This is a genomic window from Neobacillus paridis (assembly GCF_016765675.1).
GTDB lineage: Bacteria > Bacillota > Bacilli > Bacillales > Cytobacillaceae > Neobacillus > Neobacillus paridis.
The window spans coordinates 1-21,584 of the sequence record NZ_JAESWB010000233.1 but is presented as its reverse complement, the minus strand read 5'-3'; the positions used below and the strand labels follow the sequence as shown (position 1 = coordinate 21,584).

At 43.1% G+C, this 21,584-nt stretch carries 20 protein-coding genes; 13 read left to right on the top strand and 7 right to left on the bottom strand.

The features are described from left to right. Positions 1 to 110: 110 nt before the first annotated feature. The 10 genes from JK635_RS15680 (at position 111) to leuD (ending at position 12,945) form a co-directional block, all read left to right on the top strand. Complete coding sequence (locus JK635_RS15680; RefSeq protein ID WP_202654902.1) at positions 111 to 446, top strand: MerR family transcriptional regulator; 336 nt, start codon at positions 111 to 113, stop codon at positions 444 to 446. 147 nt (positions 447 to 593) lie between these two features. Further along, positions 594 to 1,853, top strand: a complete 1,260-nt coding sequence (locus tag JK635_RS15675) for an ammonium transporter (protein WP_202654901.1) — start codon at positions 594 to 596, stop codon at positions 1,851 to 1,853. Positions 1,854 to 2,417: 564 nt separating this feature from the next. Beyond that, positions 2,418 to 4,085 (top strand): dihydroxy-acid dehydratase, encoded by a 1,668-nt coding sequence (gene ilvD / locus JK635_RS15670; protein WP_202654900.1) that lies wholly within the window; start codon positions 2,418 to 2,420, stop codon positions 4,083 to 4,085. Between the two features lie 559 nt (positions 4,086 to 4,644). Beyond that, positions 4,645 to 6,372 carry an acetolactate synthase large subunit gene (gene ilvB, locus JK635_RS15665; RefSeq protein ID WP_202654899.1) on the top strand — a complete coding sequence of 576 codons (1,728 nt, stop codon included), beginning with the start codon at positions 4,645 to 4,647 and terminating at the stop codon, positions 6,370 to 6,372. Further along, positions 6,369 to 6,893: an acetolactate synthase small subunit gene (gene ilvN / locus JK635_RS15660; protein WP_202654898.1), complete on the top strand. Its 525-nt coding sequence runs from the start codon at positions 6,369 to 6,371 to the stop codon at positions 6,891 to 6,893. The genes ilvB and ilvN overlap by 4 nt, the downstream gene beginning before the upstream one ends. A 45-nt stretch (positions 6,894 to 6,938) precedes the next feature. Next, a complete protein-coding gene (ilvC, locus tag JK635_RS15655; protein ID WP_202654897.1) occupies positions 6,939 to 7,970 on the top strand; it encodes a ketol-acid reductoisomerase in 1,032 nt (343 codons plus the stop codon). Then, positions 7,957 to 9,498, top strand: coding sequence for a 2-isopropylmalate synthase (locus JK635_RS15650; RefSeq protein ID WP_202654896.1), 1,542 nt, complete (start codon positions 7,957 to 7,959; stop codon positions 9,496 to 9,498). Before ilvC ends, JK635_RS15650 begins: the two co-directional genes overlap by 14 nt. 146 nt (positions 9,499 to 9,644) lie before the next feature. Continuing rightward, entirely contained in the window at positions 9,645 to 10,751 is a 1,107-nt protein-coding gene (gene leuB / locus JK635_RS15645; RefSeq protein WP_202654895.1) for a 3-isopropylmalate dehydrogenase, read from the top strand. Between the two features lie 188 nt (positions 10,752 to 10,939). Beyond that, a complete protein-coding gene (gene leuC, locus JK635_RS15640; protein ID WP_202654894.1) occupies positions 10,940 to 12,358 on the top strand; it encodes a 3-isopropylmalate dehydratase large subunit in 1,419 nt (472 codons plus the stop codon). A 2-nt stretch (positions 12,359 to 12,360) separates the two neighbouring features. Continuing rightward, positions 12,361 to 12,945, top strand: coding sequence for a 3-isopropylmalate dehydratase small subunit (gene leuD / locus JK635_RS15635; RefSeq protein WP_202654893.1), 585 nt, complete (start codon positions 12,361 to 12,363; stop codon positions 12,943 to 12,945). 145 nt (positions 12,946 to 13,090) lie between these two features. Here leuD and JK635_RS15630 read toward each other — a convergent pair whose 3' ends face one another. The 3 genes from JK635_RS15630 to JK635_RS15620 form a co-directional block, all read right to left on the bottom strand. Beyond that, positions 13,091 to 13,405, bottom strand: coding sequence for a DUF3892 domain-containing protein (locus JK635_RS15630; RefSeq protein WP_202655028.1), 315 nt, complete (start codon positions 13,403 to 13,405; stop codon positions 13,091 to 13,093). 123 nt (positions 13,406 to 13,528) lie between these two features. Next, positions 13,529 to 14,632, bottom strand: a complete 1,104-nt coding sequence (locus tag JK635_RS15625) for a DUF4030 domain-containing protein (protein ID WP_202654892.1) — start codon at positions 14,630 to 14,632, stop codon at positions 13,529 to 13,531. Further along, the gene (locus JK635_RS15620) at positions 14,622 to 15,200 is read right to left on the bottom strand and encodes an RNA polymerase sigma factor (protein ID WP_202654891.1); all 579 of its coding nucleotides are present in this window, start codon (positions 15,198 to 15,200) and stop codon (positions 14,622 to 14,624) included. Before JK635_RS15620 ends, JK635_RS15625 begins: the two co-directional genes overlap by 11 nt. Positions 15,201 to 15,337: 137 nt before the next feature. Between JK635_RS15620 and JK635_RS15615 the strand changes: the two genes are divergently transcribed. Next, positions 15,338 to 16,891, top strand: coding sequence for a glycosyl hydrolase family 28-related protein (locus tag JK635_RS15615; protein ID WP_202654890.1), 1,554 nt, complete (start codon positions 15,338 to 15,340; stop codon positions 16,889 to 16,891). 126 nt (positions 16,892 to 17,017) lie between these two features. Here the strand turns inward: JK635_RS15615 and JK635_RS15610 are convergent, their stop codons facing one another. Next, the gene (locus tag JK635_RS15610) at positions 17,018 to 17,590 is read right to left on the bottom strand and encodes a DUF1836 domain-containing protein (RefSeq protein ID WP_202654889.1); all 573 of its coding nucleotides are present in this window, start codon (positions 17,588 to 17,590) and stop codon (positions 17,018 to 17,020) included. Positions 17,591 to 17,721: 131 nt separating this feature from the next. Between JK635_RS15610 and trhA the strand changes: the two genes are divergently transcribed. Next, positions 17,722 to 18,369, top strand: coding sequence for a PAQR family membrane homeostasis protein TrhA (trhA, locus tag JK635_RS15605; protein WP_202654888.1), 648 nt, complete (start codon positions 17,722 to 17,724; stop codon positions 18,367 to 18,369). Between the two features lie 160 nt (positions 18,370 to 18,529). Continuing rightward, on the top strand, positions 18,530 to 19,351 hold the full coding sequence (locus JK635_RS15600; RefSeq protein WP_202654887.1) for a YitT family protein: 822 nt from the start codon (positions 18,530 to 18,532) through the stop codon (positions 19,349 to 19,351). A 99-nt stretch (positions 19,352 to 19,450) separates the two neighbouring features. Here JK635_RS15600 and JK635_RS15595 read toward each other — a convergent pair whose 3' ends face one another. The 3 genes from JK635_RS15595 to JK635_RS15585 form a co-directional block, all read right to left on the bottom strand. Then, positions 19,451 to 19,828 (bottom strand): DUF488 domain-containing protein, encoded by a 378-nt coding sequence (locus tag JK635_RS15595; protein ID WP_306792957.1) that lies wholly within the window; start codon positions 19,826 to 19,828, stop codon positions 19,451 to 19,453. Positions 19,829 to 19,965: 137 nt separating this feature from the next. Beyond that, positions 19,966 to 20,196, bottom strand: coding sequence for an excisionase family DNA-binding protein (locus JK635_RS15590; protein WP_202654885.1), 231 nt, complete (start codon positions 20,194 to 20,196; stop codon positions 19,966 to 19,968). Positions 20,197 to 20,325: 129 nt separating this feature from the next. Next, positions 20,326 to 21,261 carry a dipeptidase gene (locus JK635_RS15585; RefSeq protein WP_202654884.1) on the bottom strand — a complete coding sequence of 312 codons (936 nt, stop codon included), beginning with the start codon at positions 21,259 to 21,261 and terminating at the stop codon, positions 20,326 to 20,328. Between the last annotated feature and the right edge of the window lie 323 nt (positions 21,262 to 21,584).

The following is a 21,584-nucleotide window of genomic DNA, read 5'->3' as shown; positions in this document are numbered from 1 at the left end:
TATGATAAAAAGGACTTTTCTTTATAATCAGATAATTTAGTTCGATATTATTATATAATGTAAGAAAATATAACAAAAGTTAATGAAACATGCGAGGTGACAGTGACCAAATGGCAGACGAAACAACTTATAAGGATAAAAAGGTAATTACCATTGGAATTGTTAGTGAACTAACCGGACTATCCGAACGGCAGATTCGTTATTACGAGGAACGCAAGCTGATTTTTCCTGAGCGTACACCTGGAGGAAGCCGAAAATATTCTTTTGCAGATGTTGAGTTACTCATGGAAATTGCCAATAAAATAGAAGACGGCGTGCAAACACATGAGATTAGAAAAGAAATGATCCGCGCTCAAAATAACCTTAATAAAGAAGTAAAAAGAAAAATGATTCAAGGACAATTAAATGCCCAGTTTGGTATACGGAATGGCCCGTTTTCAAAATGAAAAACGGCTTTTTTTATTTTTCTTAACCCACAAACAGCTTTCTCTCTAAAAATTTGCGTTAGATTATCTAACATATTTATGGAATATATACTTACATAAGTGTAAAAATAAGATCATAATTGACATCTACACAAGGAGGAGAAATTAATGAATACATTGTTTTTAATCAACAGCATGTGGGTAATGCTGGGGGCAGTCCTTGTCATTCTAATGATTGGAGGCTTTATTCTGTTAGAAACAGGGTCAACCAGGATGAAAAACGCCGGTCATATTGCAGGCAAAACAATACTTACTTTTTCCATTGGATCTGTTATCTTTTGGGCTGCAGGATATGGTTTAATCTTCGGCAGAGGAAATTCGTTACTTGGTTTTTCTAACTTTTTTTACTCAGGGTATGATATAGACGGCATGTCGCTGTCAGGAGCTGTTTTCTTTTTATTCCAACTGGCCTTTGCTGGAATTTCGTTAACTATCGCATTTGGCGGATTTGCTGAAAGAGCCAAATTAAGTGTTTATCTCATTTTTTCCGTACTATTTTCCTTAATTGTCTATCCTCCAATTGCCCACTGGATCTGGGGAGGCGGCTGGTTAGCCGAGCATGGAAAACAGGATTTCGCCGGTTCAACTGTGGTACATCTTACTGGAGCAATGGCAGCCTTGGCCGCCACCATTATCCTAAAACCGCGAATTGGAAAGTTCAATAAAGATGGTTCAGCCAATAATCTTGCTGGTCATAATCAAGTGTTTACAGCTTTAAGTGTCTTATTATTATGGGTCGGCTGGTTTGGGTTTAACGCCGGCAGCACATTATCGGTGGATAAAGGATTCTTTGGCTTTGTTGCCGTCAACACGAACTTGGCAGCAGCTGCCGGTACAATCGCAGCTATGCTCATCTCTTGGATTGTACTAGGAAAAGCCGATGTCCCGATGATGCTGAACGGGGCACTCGCCGGCTTAGTAGCAATCACTGCTTCCTGCGCTTTTGTCGAAACTTGGGCAGCCGCCGTAATAGGCTTTATTGCCGGGATTCTCGTATTTTACAGTATCCGATTCTTCGAAAAAATAAAAGTTGATGATCCGATTTCCGCCCTTTCCGTTCACGGAACTGCTGGAATTTGGGGCACCTTATCCACCGGCTTCTTTGCCACAAAAGAATTAGCCACGGTCGGTCAGCCAGGATTATTTTATGGCGGCGGTTTGCACCAGCTTGGCGTTCAAGCAATGGGTGTTCTGGTATGCGGTACATTTGCTTTCATCATTTCCTTTATTCTGCTTTCAATTATGAAAGCAGTCATGAACGGGCTGCGAGTGACAGAGGAAGAAGAAATGATCGGTCTTGACTTAAGCGAACACGGCAGCTACGGATATGCAGAACTTGTTAAAACAGAACAGAAACTCAATGCCTAATCCAACCTAGAGCTTACTCTAGTTTTTGGGGAAAGGGATCAAGTAAGGGGGAACAGTATCGACGAAAGCAGCTACTGAGAAAGTAAAAGCTTTGGCTTCAGAAAATGCCCTCTTACTATTATCCCCTCTATAATGATCCCCCCTCTTTCAAGCCTCCCCCTATTTTCCCTCTATAAAAAATTTTCATAATTTTTATAACTATAAACTTTTCCTATTACATCAAGTTTGTAAACGCTATCAATGATTTTTACTAATTTGAATTGTCTGATTTTTGTATTGACCGGGTCAACATTTGGATGTATGATTATCGAAAATAAAGACTTCACAGTAACAGCGCCTATTTATATCCACATGACCAACCGGATAGAGTCAGGCGTTTCTTTTAAAATGAGTCTTTAATCGTTTAAAGCGTTTATCCTTTGAAAAAAACTTTAAGAACTTCTCTTAATCCATATTTTCAGAAAAATCAATATAATAAGGATTCGCAATCGTAACCACGAAAACGGACGGCTTGTTCAGCTCAATTAAAACCGTTCCGCAGTATGTAAGAGGAGGCGCTTATAGATGCGCAGCGATATGATTAAAAAAGGGGTTGACCGGGCTCCCCACCGCAGTCTTTTATACGCTACCGGAGTCAAAACGAGTGATTTGGATAAACCGTTTATCGGTGTCTGCAACTCGTTTATTGAAATTATCCCCGGGCATAAACATCTTAATCATTTCGGTGAAATTGTTAAGGAAGCCATCCGCGAGGCCGGCGGTATCCCATTCGAATTTAATACGATCGGTGTTGATGATGGGATCGCCATGGGGCATATTGGCATGAGATACTCACTGCCGAGCCGCGAGTTGATTGCCGACAGTGCTGAAACTGTTATTAATGCTCACTGGTTTGATGGTGTTTTTTACATTCCAAACTGTGACAAAATCACTCCAGGAATGTTAATGGCAGCCGCGAGAACTAATGTCCCATCCGTTTTTGTTTCCGGCGGACCAATGGAAGCAGGGGTGAGTTCATCAGGCCGACAGCTTTCGCTTACCTCCGTATTTGAAGGGGTAGGAGCCTACCACAATGGAACAATGACACAGCAGGAATTATTTGAAATTGAAACAAGTGCCTGTCCTACCTGTGGCTCATGTTCAGGAATGTTTACGGCAAACTCGATGAACTGCTTAATGGAAGTTTTAGGAATGACTGTTCCCGGTAACGGAACAATTGTTGCAACCTCTGAACAAAGATATGACCTGATTAAACAGGCCGCAAAATACTTAATTGAATTAATTAAAAAGGATGTTCGTCCGCGTGACATCATGACGAGAGAAGCCTTTGACAATGCTTTTGCTCTCGATATGGCAATGGGCGGTTCAACCAATACCGTGCTTCATACATTGGCGATTGCTCATGAAGCCGGAATCGAATACGATTTACGCGAGATTAATCGCATCGCCGAAAAGGTTCCTTATTTGGCAAAAATCATGCCAGCTTCCGATTATTCGATGGATGATGTCCATCGTGCCGGCGGCGTGAGTGCAATTTTAAATGAACTCTGCAAAGTCGAAGGTGCCTTAAATAAGAATTGTATCACCATTACAGGAAAAACTTTGGCAGAGAATGTAAAGGATGCAAAAATCCTGAACGAAAATGTCATTCGTCCGAAGGATCATCCATACAGCCCTGTTGGCGGCCTTTCGATTCTATTTGGAAACATCGCACCGGACGGCGCCGTCATCAAGGTGGGGGCAGTTGATCCTTCGATTAAAACATTCTTGGGTGAAGCCATCGTCTTTGATTCACAGGATGAAGCTCAGGAAAATATCAATAATGGTACTGTCAAACCGGGTCATGTAGTCGTTATCCGCTACGAAGGACCAAAGGGCGGACCGGGAATGCCGGAAATGCTTGCTCCAACTTCAGCCATTGCCGGCCGTGGCCTCGATAAAGAGGTTGCTTTGATTACTGATGGACGGTTTTCCGGCGCAAGCCGCGGAATTTCCATCGGCCACATTTCACCGGAAGCTGCAGAAGGCGGTCCAATCGCCTTAGTGCAAAATGGCGACAAAATTTTAATCGACCTAACGGCTCGTTCGATTGAACTACTTGTCGATGATGAGGAACTTGTCGAAAGACGCCGCAATTGGGTAAAACCAGAGCCCAAAATTAAAACAGGCTGGCTGGCAAAATACTCCAAGCTTGTAACTTCTGCCAATACCGGCGGAGTCATGAGGATATAATTAACCATTCTTAGGGAATTTTTAGTACCCTTCCCCTTCAACAGAAGTTAAGGTGCTAAATACGGATGAAAATTTCATAAGCAAAAATCGATGACGGGAACAGTGGAATAAGAAATTGTATTTCCAGAGAGCTGGGGTTGCTGGAAGCCCAGTAATACAACTTATTCCCGACTCATCCCCGAGTGTTAAACTGAACGGTTTTTTTACTCAGTAGGTTTAATCAGGTGTGAACGTCAAACACCTGTTACCAAAACGAAGCGTTTGACCATGTTTAACGCTTCATAAGGCAGTATTCGCAAGGATGCTGTAAACCCGGGTGGTACCGAGAAAATGTTTAGGCCTTTTTCTCCCCGATTAATCTGCTATTTTATTTAATCGCAGTTTATTTGGAGAGATTAAGGCCTTTTTCCTTTGTAAAAATGACGGTGTGTAAAAAAACACTTGTCTGCTACAGCTTTAAAAGCTCAGGAGCTGCTACATCTGGAGCGGCTTAAATAAGCATAATGGTTTAAATAAAATTTTTAAAATATTCAATTACCCACAAGGAGGGAATTACGACGTGAAAGTAGAAGCAAAGCTGGAATTCCAGACCAGTGCCGCACCGAAAACTGGTGCAGACCTTCTGATTGATCTATTGATTAAAGAAGGGGTTGAAACGATTTTTGGCTATCCGGGAGGTGCCGTTCTACCAATCTATGATGCGATCTATAAAGCGCAGGATCGGATTGGTCATATTCTTTTCCGCCATGAACAAGGTATGATTCATGCTGCAGAAGGTTATGCCCGAATTACCGGGCAGCCGGGAGTCGTCCTCGCGACTTCAGGACCCGGAGCTACCAATTTGGTCACTGGAATTACAGACGCCATGATGGATTCCTTGCCGCTCGTGGTATTCACAGGGCAGGTTGCACGTTCTGTCATTGGTACAGATGCCTTCCAGGAGGCAGATGTTATGGCGATTACGACACCCATTACAAAGCATAACTACCAGGTGCAATCGATTTCTGATCTACCAAGAATTGTAAAGGAAGCTTTTCATATTGCTTCTACCGGAAGACCAGGACCAGTCTTAGTCGATCTTCCAAAGGATGTAACCTCCGGCATCTTGTCCGAACCACTTGAGGAATCGGAGCTTGATTTACCGGGCTATCAGCCAACATACAAGCCTAACTCATTACAAATTAAAAAAATGGCAGAATCACTGGCCACAGCCCATAAGCCTGTCATTTTAGCAGGTGCGGGGGTACTTCATGCAAAGGCCACCCAGGAGTTAACAACCTTTGCGGAAAAACATAACATTCCGGTTGCCACTACGTTACTTGGCCTTGGAGCCTTCCCTGCCGACAGCCCTTTATCCTTGGGGATGGCAGGCATGCATGGAACTTATGCTGCAAACATGGCTTTATATGAAACTGATTTATTAATTAATTTTGGTGCCCGTTTCGATGACCGGCTGACTGGCAGCCTTAAACACTTTGCACCATTTGCGAAAGTAGCGCACGTTGATATTGATCCTGCTGAAATCGGCAAAAACGTACCAACGCAAATTCCAATTGTCGCAGATGCCAAGGCAGCATTAACAGAACTGCTGGAGCAAACGGAAATCTCTCCAACAACAGAGTCATGGCTGGAAAAACTCAAGCAATACAAACAAGATTTCCCGCTCTGGTATAAACATGATCCTAAAGGAATGTGTCCGCAATGGCTGATCGAAGCAGTACACAAGGTAACGAATGGTGATGCCATTGTTGCAACTGATGTTGGGCAGCATCAAATGTGGGCGGCCCAATATTACACCTTTAACAAGCCACATCGCTGGATCACATCAGGAGGACTTGGAACAATGGGTTTTGGCTTCCCGGCTGCAATCGGAGCACAAATTGCTGCACCTGAAAGTACAGTGGTGGCGATCGTTGGCGATGCAGGCTTCCAGATGACTCTGCAGGAACTTTCCGTCATATACGAACGGAACCTGCCGGTCAAAATTATCATCGTCAATAATGGAGCACTTGGAATGGTTCGCCAATGGCAAGAACTTTTATATGAGAATCGCATTTCCCATTCCCTGCTTCATTCACATCCTGATTTTGTGAAATTAGCTGAAAGCTATGGCATTCGCGGCGTCAGGATTGATAATCAGGAAGACTTGGTCGCTTCTTTGCCGGAATTGTTCGCTTTTGAGGGACCGGTTTTAGTTGATTGCCGTGTCCTGCAGCAGGAAAAAGTTTTTCCAATGATTGCTCCTGGTAAAGGGCTTCATGAAATGATTGGGGTGAAACCAGTATGAAACGCATTATAACCTTAACTGTCCAAGACCGAAGCGGTGTGCTCAACCGTGTCACCGGTCTGCTGCAAAGACGACAATTTAATATTTCCAGCATTTCCGTCGGCCCTACTGAAACCGAAGGCGTTTCAAAAATGACCCTTGTCGTTGATGTCGAAGATGGGCAGCGGCTGGAACAAGTGACGAAACAATTAAACAAGCAAATTGAAGTACTCAAGGTATCCGATATTACTGATAAGGCCATTGTCGCTCGCGAGCTGGCACTGATCAAAGTATCATCAGGTTCCCAACTGCGCAGCGAAATTAACGGGCTGATTGATCCATTCCGGGCGATTATTGTAGACGTGTGTAAGGAAAGTATTACCGTTCAAGTCACAGGTAAACCGGAAAAAGTTGATGCCCTGATTGATCTGCTTCGCCCCTTTGGAATTAAAGAAATTGCCAGAACCGGCTTGACCGCCAGCTTACGCGGCCATCAGCCTCAAAGTAACGAACAAACACCATACTCATTAACAGCCCGTTAATACGGGTTTATATAATCTACTATTTTTTGAAAGGATGAAATAATCATGGCAAAAGTACTTTATAACGGAGATATTCAAGAAGAAGTTTTACAAGAAAAAAAAATCGCCATCATTGGCTATGGCTCACAAGGTCATGCTCATGCCCTCAACCTAAAGGAAAGTGGATTTGATGTAGTGGTTGGCTTACGTCAAGGTAAGTCTTGGGACAAAGCCGTTGAAGATGGCCTAGATGTGATGAATGTAGCTGAGGCAACGAAAGCCGCAGATGTAATCATGATCCTTCTGCCAGACGAAATGCAGCCAAAAGTATATCAGGAAAGCATCAAAGATAATCTTGAAGCCGGCAATGCTTTAGTGTTTGCACATGGATTTAACATTCACTTTAACCAAATCGTTCCGCCAGCAGATGTGGACGTATTCATGGTTGCTCCTAAAGGACCAGGACATTTGGTACGCCGTACTTATACAGAAGGCGCCGGGGTTCCTGCCCTATATGCAGTATATCAAGATTATTCAGGCGCTGCCCGTGACCTTGCCCTTGCTTATGCAAAAGGAATTGGTGCTGCCCGCGCAGGCGTATTGGGAACTACCTTCCAAGAAGAAACGGAAACGGACCTATTTGGTGAGCAAGCCGTACTTTGCGGTGGTGCTACTGCCCTGATCAAGGCAGGCTTTGAAACACTTGTGGAAGCCGGCTACCAGCCTGAAGTAGCCTACTTCGAGTGCTTACATGAAATGAAATTAATCGTTGACCTTTTATACGAAGGCGGCTTGGAAAACATGCGCTATTCTATCTCTGATACCGCTCAGTGGGGCGATTTCGTATCAGGACCACGCGTAGTGAATGAAGATACAAAAGCCCGTATGAAAGAAGTATTAAAAGACATCCAGACAGGTGTATTTGCCAAAGGCTGGATTTTAGAAAACCAAGCTGGCCGGCCGCAGTTTAATGCAATCAACCGGGCCGAGAATAATCATTTAATCGAAAAAGTCGGCCGTGAGCTTCGCTCTTTAATGCCATTTATTAAAAAACCTGTAAATGAGAAGAAGGAAGTGGTGGTCAATGGTTCACGTTAACATCTTCGACACAACTTTACGTGATGGTGAGCAGTCCCCTGGTGTGAATTTAAACCAGCTGGAAAAATTGGAAATTGCCAGACAGCTTGAACGGTTTGGAGTTGACATTATGGAGGCCGGTTTTCCGGCTTCCTCTCAAGGAGATTTTGAAGCGGTAAGAGCGATTGCGCGAACAATCAAAAATTCCTCCGTTACCGGACTGGCACGGGCGATTAAATCGGATATTGACATTGCGTGGGATGCGTTAAAAGATGCAGCGGAACCAAGATTGCATGTGTTCATTGCCACCTCCCCTATCCATATGCAATACAAACTGATGAAAACACCAGAACAAGTCGTACAAACGGCGGTTGACATGGTTTCATATGCAAAGCAAAAGTTTACTCATGTGGAATGGTCAGCTGAAGATGCCTCGCGTTCTGACCTTGATTTTCTTGTTCAAATTATTACCAAGGTGATCGATGCCGGTGCCACCGTCATCAATCTTCCTGATACCGTCGGCTATACAACACCGGAAGAATATGGCCGGATGTTCCGTTACATTCGCGAAAATGTACCCAACATTCATAAAGCAGCCCTTTCCTGTCACTGTCATGACGACCTTGGAATGGCCGTAGCCAATTCCCTGGCAGCGATTGAAAATGGGGTCACACAGGTGGAAGGTACGATAAATGGCATTGGTGAACGTGCCGGTAATGCCTCTTTAGAGGAAATCGCCGTTGCCTTAAATATTCGTAAGGATCGTTATCCATATACAACGAATCTAGTTTTAAAAGAAATTAAACGCACCAGTGACTTAGTCAGCCGCTTTACCGGCATGAAGGTTCCCGGTAATAAGGCAGTTGTCGGTAAAAATGCCTTTGCCCATGAGTCCGGGATTCATCAGGATGGCGTATTAAAAAATGCCCTTACCTATGAAATTATTACTCCTGAAATGGTCGGCGTTCAGTCCAATGATCTCGTTCTCGGAAAACACTCCGGGCGCCACGCTTTTAAGGATAAAATCGAACAAATGGGCTTCGAGCTATCTGCTGAGAAGCTTAACGAAGCATTCACAACATTTAAACAGCTAACCGACCGGAAGAAAGAAGTAACCGATGAAGATTTATTTACCATCTTGATCGATATTCAAACGGCAGCTGTCGATGTCAAAAAATATGAACTGGTTGCTTTCCAGGTTCAATACGGTTCTGCAAACCTGCCAACTGCTACAGTTGCCTTAACTACTCCCGACGGGGAAAGAGTCGAAACGGCACGCACTGGCAGCGGCAGCGTTGAAGCCCTGTACAACACGTTAGAGGCCCTGATAAAGGAAAGAATTCATTTAACCGACTTTACCTTAAGCTCAGTCGGCAGCGGCCGCGACGCCTTGGCAGAAGTCCATGTAAAAATGTCCGTCAACGACACAAACGTCAGCGGACGCGGCTCTTCCCAAGACGTCCTGGAAGCATCCGCCAAAGCCTTCATCAACGCTGTCAACCGCGTATTCTTTAACCAAACCATTGCAGTAAAAGAACCAGTACTCTAATATACATTTACTTTTTGTAATTTAATGGTATTCGGTGTCAGGCACCACTCGTGGACAAATGTCTTCCAGTGGTGGACACATTATTTTCCATATTTATTTTAGTATGAGGTACCGTCATTTTTCAAATTTATAAGGAGGTTGCTCTAATGAAAAAACGTATTGTTTTACTTCCCGGTGATGGGATCGGTAAGGAAGTCATGAATTCCGCAAAGGAAGTATTGTCCGCGATTGCGGAAGAATTTAATCACACATTTAACTTTGAGACCCATGAAATCGGAGGAGCAGCCATTGATAGTTACGGCACACCTCTTCCGGAAACAACTGTAGATGCCTGTAAACAGGCAGATGCAGTTTTACTTGGTGCTGTCGGCGGACCTAAATGGGACCAAAATCCGTCTCATCTTCGCCCGGAACGGGGTTTGTTGGGAATCCGAAAAGCTCTTGATCTATATGCCAATTTGAGACCAGTCAAAGGATTCAAAAAACTGCTGCATGCCTCCCCATTAAAGGAAGAGGTTATTTCAGGAAGCGACCTCCTTATTGTACGTGAATTAACTGGCGGGCTTTACTTCGGTACACCAAGCGAACGACGCAATAACGGTCAGGATGTAGTTGATACTCTTGCTTACAGCCGCAAAGAGATTGAAAGGATCGTAGATAAAGCCTTCCAAGCTGCCCAAGGACGGCGCGGCCGCCTTACCTCAGTCGACAAAGCAAACGTTCTTGAATCCAGCAAGCTCTGGCGTGAAATTGTCGAAGAGAAAAAGACTCAGTATCCTGATGTTGTAGTGGAGCATGTTTTAGTTGATGCAGCTGCCATGAAGCTGATTACAAATCCTACTCAATTCGACGTTATTGTCACTGAAAACATGTTTGGCGACATTTTAAGCGATGAAGCATCCGTTTTAACCGGCTCCTTGGGGATGCTCCCATCTGCTAGTTTAAATGAGTCCGGGGTAGGTCTTTACGAACCGGCGCACGGCTCGGCACCTGATATCGCCGGCAAAGGAATCGCCAACCCGCTGGCGATGATTTTATCAGCAGCGATGATGCTCCGTTATTCTTTCAATTTAAATGACGAAGCAAAATTGATTGAAGATGCGGTTGAAGCTATCCTTGATTCCGGTTTCCATACTGCTGACCTGAAGGTTCAAAATGGCCGGCAGGTAGGCACGGTAGAAATGACTCATCTAGTCGTTGACTACATTAAGACTCAATCTGCTTCTAAATGTATCGCCAGCTGTTATTATTAATTGTTTAACTGATTAACTGGCGTTGCGGGAAAACCGCGTTTGTTTTTGTGGTTTTCCCGAACTTTTTATTGGTAAGCTATTCTATTTATAACAGTTACCGGCAAGTTTTGGCCCATTACCGGCAAGTCGGGAATATTTCTTGCATTTACTAGACTTACCAAAATCTATTAACGTGAGGAAGGAACACAATGCAAACTCCAAAAAACATTATTCAAAAAATTTGGGAACAGCATGTTGTCCATCAAGAGGAGGGAAAACCAGATTTACTTTATATCGATCTGCATCTCGTCCACGAGGTAACCTCTCCGCAAGCGTTTGAAGGTCTTCGCATGAACGGCCGCAAAGTCCGCCGTCCAGATCTTACTTATGCGACAATGGACCATAATGTTCCAACCCGTGAACGTCATATGATCAAGGACCCCATCTCGAAAAAACAAATAGATACCTTAAAACAAAACTGTCAGGAATTTGGCGTTACCCTTGCCGACATCAACCATCCGGATAACGGAATTGTCCACGTCATCGGCCCTGAACTCGGCCTCACCCAGCCGGGAAAAACGATTGTCTGTGGTGACAGCCATACCTCGACACACGGTGCCTTCGGCGCGCTTGCCTTCGGAATTGGGACAAGCGAAGTGGAACACGTCCTGGCAACCCAAACACTTTGGCAGGCACGTCCTAAAACTTTGAATGTCAAAGTAAACGGTAAACTGGGTACCGGCGTTACCGCTAAAGACTTGATCTTAGCGATTATCGGAAAATTTGGTGTGAAGTTTGGAACCGGCTATGTCATTGAATATACAGGTGAAGCGATTCGTGCAATGTCGATGGAAGAACGCATGACCGTTTGTAACATGTCAATTGAAGGCGGTGCCAGAGCGGGATTAATTTCCCCAGATGATACGACAATTGAATATTTACGGGGCCGGAAATATGTTCCCCAAGGGGAAGCTTTTGAAGCAGCGGCAGCTCGTTGGAAGGCGCTTGCTACTGATGAAGGGGCCGTTTATGATGCGGTTGTCGAAATCGATGCCGCGGAAGTCGAGCCACAGGTAACCTGGGGAACAAATCCTGGCATGTGTATTCCGGTCACAGCAAACGTCCCTAGCCCCGAAGACACTGAAAAAGCCAGCGAAAAGGATGAAATCAAGCGTGCCCTCAAGTATATGGGACTTGAAGCCGGTCAGCCTATTTCCAGCGTCAAAATTGACCATGTCTTCATCGGTTCCTGCACAAACTCCCGACTAAGCGACCTGCGTAAAGCGGCAGAAGTTATCCGCGGTAAAAGAGTGGCCCCTTCTGTCAAAGCCATTGTTGTACCTGGCTCCTTCAGCGTGAAATTAGCTGCAGAAAAAGAAGGCTTAGATCAGGTATTTACAGAAGCAGGCTTTGAATGGCGCGATTCCGGCTGCAGTATGTGCTTAGGAATGAACGATGACATCATTCCATCCGGGGAACGCTGTGCGTCTACATCGAACCGAAACTTCGAAGGCCGTCAAGGCAAGGGTGCCCGCACCCATCTTGTCAGCCCGGAAATGGCAGCAGCGGCCGCGATTGCCGGTCATTTCGTAGATGTTCGCAAGTTCACTGCCCAGGAGGTTATGTAACCATGGAACCATTACGTATACACGAAGGACTTGTTTGTCCGTTAAATCGGACAAATATCGATACAGACCAGATTATTCCAAAACAATTTTTAAAGCGGATTGAACGCAGCGGCTTCGGGCAATTTCTGTTTTACAATTGGCGTTTTGATGACGATGGCAATCCACGCCCTGATTTCCCATTGAATGCATCACAATATAAAGGCGCCTCGATTTTAGTGGCGGGTGAAAACTTTGGCTGCGGTTCCTCTCGTGAGCATGCCCCATGGGCGATTCAAGATTTCGGCTTTAAAGTCATTATCGCTCCAAGCTATGCTGATATTTTTAAAAACAACTGTGTGAAAAACGGCATTCTTGCCATTCAAGCAACTGAAGAGGAAGTTCAGACAATCATCAAAAAGGCGGAAACTAAAGGGTACACCTTAACGGTAAATCTTGAGAAGCAAGTCGTTACCGACAAAGAGGGATTCGAGATTCATTTCGATATTGCTCCTTACCCGAAAGAAATGCTGCTGAACGGCTGGGACGAAATCGGGGTTACCTTAAATTATGAGGATAAAATTAAGCAATATGAACTAGCCCATTCTTAAATGAGCCCATTTCCCGGGCTCATTTTTTTCGGCATTTCATCACGAAATTTTTTTGCAATAGTTTCTCTAATCCTTTTTTGCGGACTTACTACAAAAAGTCATAAGAAAAGCTTCACTCATAATTTTGAGCAAAGCTTTTTTAGGGCTAGAATTCTGGTAACTGATCCAAATTATTTTCTTTAATTCCATCCGGTTCACTGCGAATAATCTCTCGACCGTATTTATGAAACACATCTACATGGGCAATGTTGCCTGCCTTTGCCTCATCCAGAGCCGTCAGATAATCAAGTTCGCGGCCGGTATTGGTTTTAAAAGCAATAAGATCACCCTCATCATTTTTCTTAACAGCAACAAACTCTTCCTTTCCATCAGAGTTCCTTTCCCGTGCTTCGTCCTGTACCTGCAGTTTGCTTTGCTGCTTATATTGTTCATAGATTTTTTCAAAATCATTCTGTCCCATCATTTCCACCTCCCAGCATTATAAGTATCTTTCTTTTTAATAAAAAATATCCAGAAAACCCCAAACTGTCCACCCCACGTGGACAAATCGCTACATTTGTCCACGTGAGGTGCCTGACACCAATTATTTAATTGTCTTTTTGTCCTTGCTGGTGATGATGATTTCGTATGGGTCGCCTTTTATCTTTTTCCAAATTTCTTCTGAGTGGATGAAGTCTTCTGTCATTGCTTTTAGATCAGATGCTAATTCGGTTGCTTTCGGGTCTGTGCTTTTGAGCTTGATTCGGATGTGGATTTGCATTTTTTCTCCATTTAAGCTTTTGTAGCCTACACCGGAGACTTGATATTTTTTGTAGGTCATGAATTCACTGCCGATTCCGCTAACGGCATCGCTCCAGCGTCTATATTGCTGTTCTTTTGCCTGATTAAATATCCTGTATTTTACTTGAACCGAGTCTTTTCCTGCTGATTGTAAAGCCTCTTCTACGGCCTTTTTAATTTCGGCTATTTTATCTTTTGTTTCTGTATTAGGAAACTCCAGTTCAATCGTTTTTGGACCGCCACCCCAGACTTGTTCGTACCCATGAGCATCAAGGATTGGTTTTACAATATCAAAGACCTCCCTTGTCTCCTTGTCAATTTGAGCCTGTTTCTTTTTCCACTCCTCCGGCTCATCTACAAATTTTCGGACTCGCACATAATAATCCTCATACCTTGTACCCTTATATTTTTCACCATGAATGATTTGGAAAGAAATTTTCTCAACCTCAGGTTTCATCTTTTCTACCTTTTCTTCTGATGTATCGAGAAAAACATATACTCCTTCCTTATTTCCGCCGACATGCTCCTGTACCCGTCTAACCGGGTACCCCTCCTTTTTAAGTTCCTTCGAAATTAAATCGGAGAGGTTTTCGTTAAATCGATCATAGATCGCACTTAGTGGCGGAATTTTACCAAGAAATTTAGCCATTGTCGGTGAAACAAAACCTGACCCAGCAAACAAGAGAATACTGGCTACTGCGGCGCAAGTAAAAGTACTAACTTTCTTTCCGAAAGTCCATTGCTTCTTCACCTTTTTTTGGAACTGATTCCATTCCTGACTAACCTGCTCCATTCGTTCCTCAGTAAACTCGCCTTCTTTATATCTTTTAGGAAGTTGTTTGGTAAACCTTTCAAGAGAAACGGGAACCTGGATTTCATCCAGTTCGACCTCTTTTTTAGATTCCATTTGTTTTTACCTCCAACAAATATTTGTTGTCCTTTTTCATTAGTTCGGCCAATTTTTTCCGTCCCCGGACCAGCCTTGTTTTTATCGTATTGTTTTTTTCATTTAAGATCAGGCTAATCTCTTTAATTGATAGATCTTCATAATAGTGTAGAAGAATTGGCACACTCTGCTCTTTTGGCAGGCTCATGATAAGGGATTGCAATTCCTGCTTATTTTCATTTTGCACCGCCTGGGATTGCACCGATTCCGAGATCATTTTTTCCAAGGCTTCAGGATTTTCCTCAATATCAGAATAATGATTCCTTGCATTCTTTCGGTAGACATCAATCGAGCGGGAATACACAAGCCGGTAAAACCAGGCCTTAAATTGCCGGATATCCTTGTTTCTCATAATACTTATATAGCAATCTTCCAATGCGATTTGCACAGCATCCTCAGCTAACTCCTTTGAATGGAGAATCAGATAAGCAGTTTTAAATGCTGCGGGTAGTAATTCTTCCACTAGCAAACTAAATGCCTCTTCATCCCCCAATCGGATCCGATTTAGTAAATATTTTACTTTATCCAAATGGTAGGGCCCCTTTCCATTTCATTGTGTCTACTTATTATGTCGTTTTTGAGGATGGATTTGGTTTCATTTTCTGGATAATTTTTTCGAAAAAACTTATATAATACAATTATTAAGTATTTCTGGAGTGAGACATCATGCTCAATTTAGCAAAAAATCATGACCCGCGGAAAAATACGGAACTGCTGGCGCAATTTACTGGCAAGCAATTAGATATACGTGCAGTTCTCGAAGAAACGAAACAACTTTTCCTGGAATGCTCCTTAAAGGAAATCCCTTTTCCTTCAGGAAAGGACTGTAAACACTCGCTTCCTTTTTCACAAAGAATCGGGTTGGTTCTGTTTTGGCCCTTTTCAAGGCCCGTTGAAAAAACGGTGCCCGTCCAAATTAAGGTTGACGATCATGGAAATGTGTATCCGGATTGGATGCAAAAACTCGACGATGAATACAGGCAATTAATCGAGAACGTAACGAAAGAGGTGAATCTAACGGATTTCGGTGCGGTTGGAGACGGAAAAACGGACTGTACTGCCGCCTTCCAAAAGGCAATTGGGAAAGGCAAAGTAAAACTGATCATTCCGGAGGGAACTTTCATTACAAAAGGTATTCGCCTGCCCTCCTATACATGGCTTGTCGGTGCTGGAAAAGGTGCCACCACAATCAAATTACATAACAAAGCCAAAAAAGGAACGAGACTGTTAACCAATGCTAACCATTGGCAGGGAAACCACCACATTATGGTTCAGGGACTCAGCCTTGATTGGAATGTCGAACGGCTTGGGAGCATTCCGAAAACAAGCACCTGGGGAAATCACTCCAGCTGTTTAACCTACGCGAATGTAATCTATGGCTGGGTAAAAGATGTCGAGGCCATCAATCCGGGGCTGCACGGTTTTGATATTTCCTCGACACTGTACAATTATGCTGGCGACGGCAGGCGCGCCCGGGGTGGCAGCAAGTATGTTTGGATTGACAACGTTAATAGCTGCGGCTTTGGTGATGACGGCATCACCACCCACCATAGTGATTATATTTTGATTTCTAATTCCCACATGTGTGACCCAAGTGGACGAGCCCATCGGAAAGGTTGTTCCAATTCGAATGGAATCGAAATCGATGATGGCTCACAAAACGTCGTGCTGGTAAACAATTCGACTGCCCGTTGTTTCGGCGGGGTGGAAATCAAAGCACACCAAAATTCTTCAGCAGCCGCGAATGTCCAGATTATCGGACATCTTTCGGTGAACGACAACCGTTCCTATAATTTCCGCCACATTGGGCATCACAAAATGGAAGATCCGGAGTCGAAAACGGCGTTCAATATTTTGGCAACGAACCTCGTCTCAATTGAGCCTGTGTCTACGGATTTATATAAAAATTCCACACCACGCAGTTTAGTCGTTTCCGGATATAAAAATGTCGTCCTTAATCATTTCACAGCCATTGGCAACCCGAATTATGATTATTATGGCGGCCCGGTCGCAGCGATTCAGTACCGGGCAAGAAATGTGATCCTGAGTAATTTCTCTTTCAAAAACTTTACAACCGCAGGTACAGGCATTAAGGTGTTCGGCGGAAAAAACCGGGCGGACTCTGTCCGTATTCGCCATGTTGAAATCTGTAATTCAACCATGGAAGCTGTTTCTATTGGCCAGGGCATTCGGGATTTAACAGTAGAAAATGTTAAATGACTGGCAAGTCTGTTAGAGCGAAGGCAGAGGCGTAGTTGAATTATGCGACACAGGAAAGGAAATATCAAACATAATCTTAACAAAAATTAAAGCGCCAAAAGCTTATTTTTGGCGCTTACGCTTTTCTTATTTTTCAATTGTCATTTCGTCAACAAGCTTTTCGGCAACCCTACGATATAAACTGCTCATATGGACGAGGGAAGCAATCATCAGCACATGTTCTAGATAATGCGACTTATCAACTTGTCCGTCGCCAATTTCTTCCTTCACTTCTACCACTCGTTTGTCAATATCCTCGTTAAAATCTGCAACATTCTTTTTAGCTAAGTTTAAATAGCTGTTATAAAAGGAATCCAAATCAATTTCATTGTTGAGAATCTTCTTGTTGATTCCATCCAGGGTCGTCTTAATATCATTGATCGAAAGTGCAGCCTTCAACTGGTATATGAGACTAATTAAAATAAGATGCTCCTTGGAATACTTTTTGTTTCTAATCGGAAAAATCAGCTTTCCCTTTGCATAATTATTAATCATCGTCTTCGTTAAGACCTTTTCCGAATCATTCCGTTTCGATTCAGCAAATGTTTTCTCAAACAACTGAATCACTTGATCCATGTATAAATCGATCTGTGGTATTTCTTCTAAAGTTAAATTGGCCTCCAAGTCAAGCTTTTCAATAATTTGATTGATCGTTTCCATAATTTTATCCTCGTTTGTCATGTGATATTTTTCATTATACATGAGAAAATTGGCATTGACTAGATTATAATATAATTGTATTATAATATGTAGTTATTAAAACTATATGATGTCTTGAGGAGGCAAATTGCATGAATAGTTACATACGGGAACCTATTAATGGACTAACACATTTAGCCGGCGCTATTTTATCATTTATTGGACTTCTGGCAATGGTGATTAAAGCATCGATCACGACGCCTACGCCGCTTGCGATAACGGCTGTGATCATTTTCGGGATTAGTATGATATTGCTTTATTCCGCTTCGGCTACCTATCACATGGTTATTGCCAAGGACAAAGTGATTGCCTTTTTAAGACGCCTTGACCATTCTATGATCTTTATTCTGATAGCCGGGACCTATACACCGTTCTGCTTCATCAGTTTAAGCGGAAAAACCGGGGCCATTCTGTTTTCGGTAATTGCCGCAGTTGCCATCAGTGGTGTTGTTTTTAAAATGATCTGGTTTCGTTGCCCCCGCTGGATTTCAACCGCTTTGTATATCGCCATGGGATGGATGATCATCTTTGTATTCTCGCCTCTTGCTGGCAGCATAAACCCAATCGGGTTGTTTTTATTAGTGCTCGGGGGAATTTTTTATACTGTTGGCGGCGTCATTTACGGATCAAAACCAAGGTTTTTGCAATTCAAGCATTGGGGCTTCCATGAAATTTTTCACGTATTTATCTTGCTCGGCAGCCTGGCTCATTTCCTCAGTGTATTTCTCTATGTAATTTAAAAATATCAACTTATAAGAAAACGCCGTTTATGAAAAAGCGGCGTTTTTTATTTTTCTAAAAAAGTTACGAATTTCCCCTCTCTTTAACAGGCAAGATAGCTTAAAATAAGAATGTTGTTTTTTCGCAAACAAGAATTACTATTTCATCGAGGTGTTTATTTTGTTTCGACTAGTTTTTCAAGTCATCGTCATTGGACTTTGTTCTATCCTTTATGGATTCGCTTTAAATACGTTTCTTATACCACATAAATTGACTTCAGGTGGTGTAACTGGAATAGCCTTTTTCATCCATCACTTTTCAAATATTAATACAGGCACGATCGTCTTTATTCTTAACATTCCATTATTTATTTTGGGCCTCATTTATTTAGGAAGAAAGTTTGTCTTTCTGACAATATATTCGGTTACCGTTCTGTCATTAAGTATGAAAATTATTCCAACGAATGCGATTAGCCCTGATATTATGTTGTCCTCGATCATCGGCGGGGCGATTTATGGAATAGCTGTTGGTATTTTAATCAGAATGGGAGGTTCAACCGGAGGGACCGATATCGTCAGCCTCGTACTTGCGAAAAGGAAGAATTGGCAGGTCGGCTTTTTGAATACATGTATGAATCTGATGGTTGTCGGTATTTCTGGTCTCATTTTCGGCTGGAATATCACGCTTTATACGATTATTGCGATTTATGTTGCCGGCCGCGCCATTGATATGGTTTACACGACGCAAAATAAATTAACATTAACGATTGTCACAGAAAAATATAACGAGTTAAGTGATGCGTTAATTCATTTGCATGCCCGGGGAGTGACCATGACGGATGCCGAAGGAGCGTACACCCATAAGCCTAAAAAAGTGTTAACCACCGTTATTACCAAATTCGAGTTAAATGAAACAAAACATACGATTCGAACGGTTGACCCGAAAGCGTTTGTGAACATCACGCAAACGTTGGAAGTTATGGGACGGTTCCGCAAAGATTAATCTTAAAGATCGTATCGAAAAGGCAACATCAGGATCGACAGCAAAATTCGGTACTAAATGTTAATTATGAAAAATCGGCCGCAATGTGCGTGCCGATTTTTATTTCTTATTAGTTTGGGTAAGCCGCTGTAGTTCCTCTAACAAGACGACTGCATGATTATAAACCGGATCTTTCGCGCCATACAGGAGCGTAACTCTGTCTTTTTCAGCAAGCTCAAATATTTGCTTAACCGCTTGGATTTGCGGTTCGCTGGTATGAAGCTCTTCAAGATATCGCTCACGAAACTCTGCAAACAACTTGGGCTTATGGCAAAACCATTTCCTAAGTTCAGGACTGGGGGCAACATCTTTGAGCCAAACAGTCAGCCGCGCATTCTCCTTCGAAATCCCCCGCGGCCACAACCGATCGACTAAAATTCGGCTCCCATCCGCCTCATCATACGGATCATACACCCGCTTCAGAAAAATATTTGACATCATTTCACCTCCCATTTAGCAGCAACGAACCTAAATCCTTACTCCAGCTACGTACATTTACCTACTTTTCCAATTAATGTGTCCACCCTACGCGGACAAATGTCCACGGACGGTGTCAGGCACCAATTTTACAGTAGTTAATCTTCATCTTTTACATCCGGGTCTTCAGGGATGGGGTCGTTTAGGATTTCTTCGATGAGCTGTTTGTATTTTTCCATTTGTTTTAAGTGGGTATTGAATTGTTCTTTGTTGATTAAGTATTGGCTGCCGTCATAGAGGGCACGAATTTTCCGGTGCTGGATTAATTTTTCAACACTTGCTTGTGGAATTGATAGATATTCTGCTGTTTCCTTCACAGTTAAATACATGTAAACGTTACTCCTTTTTCAAAAATTCTAGTTGCTCGACCACCTATCAGGCTCTTCCTTTAGTCATCGGCTTGTAACAAGGAATTTAAAACTGCCTCCTCTCTGATCTTAAACCTATTTCTCTTGTTTTCATTTCCCAATCCCCGGCCGATGGTCAAGGAAATTTTGTCCGGCAAATCCCCTGACCTCATCTTCAGAGTAATGTTTTAATAGCTCATTAATCAGATTTTGCTGTTTCGAGGCATCCTCCAAATCTACCACAAGGGAGGTGATACCATCAAAATCGGACCCTAAGCCAATTTGTTTTACACCGCCCAATGAACAGAAGTGGTCGATATGCTTCACCAGATCGGTAATGGTTGCCTCTCCCGTTTCTTTAATAAAAGGAGGATTATAGACAACGTGGATCAACCCGCCTTTTTTAAACATTGCCGTTGCCTGCTCGTCAGTTAAATTCCTCGGGTGGTTACAAAGTGTTCTGGCATTCGAATGACTGGCAATCGGGTACTGGGCTAATTCAATGACATCCCAGATACCCTTATCACTCAAATGAGAAACATCAGTAAATATTTGATGCTGATTATTAAGCGAAACAATTTCTTTTCCCAACAGCGTCAACCCGCCACCGCGCGGTTCACCTGCCCCATCCGCTGCCAAGTTGGCGTTGTTCCAGGTCAAACCGACTGAGCGGACACCTAGCTGATAAAGGATGTGGAGCTTTGCTAAATCATTGCCAATCGCATCGACACCTTCCAGCGTTAACATCGCGCCAATCTGGCCGATTTTTAGCCGATCAAAATCAGACCAATCTTTAATATGAACCATGTCCGGATTTTTCCCAAGCACCTCTTGGTAAAAATAATCTATTTGTTCAAGTGCAACCTGAAATTTTTGATCAGACGGCAACTCCGGCTCAATGAAGATTGCAAAACACTGAACCTTTACCTGGCCCTGATGCAGCCGCGCTTTATTAGCCTGGAGCTCAGGGGCATCAGCAAAACGAAGCATTCCCTTCGTTTCCCACAGCCTCCACAAAACATCGCAATGTAAATCGATGATATTCACCACCACCAACTCCTTTTCTCAAAAGTGTAGCACAAATCTTCCGATGGTAAAGAAAAAGAGCCGGGAATCTCTCTAGATCTATACACAAAAATTAGGAAATTAGGTTACACGGCGGGGCTATATGAACACTTTTGACAGAGTGTTATCCAGGAAAGTGCTCATGGCGGGGCTCCATGAACACTTTTGACAGAGTTATCAGTCAAGTCCTTGTTTATGTGTAAATTCACTGGCAAGTGCTTTCAACCTAGCCCTCTTATTTTTTTAGCGAAACTTCCATGGATTTTTTACTTCATATCCGGTAAGGGATGTCAAATGGTTTTCAA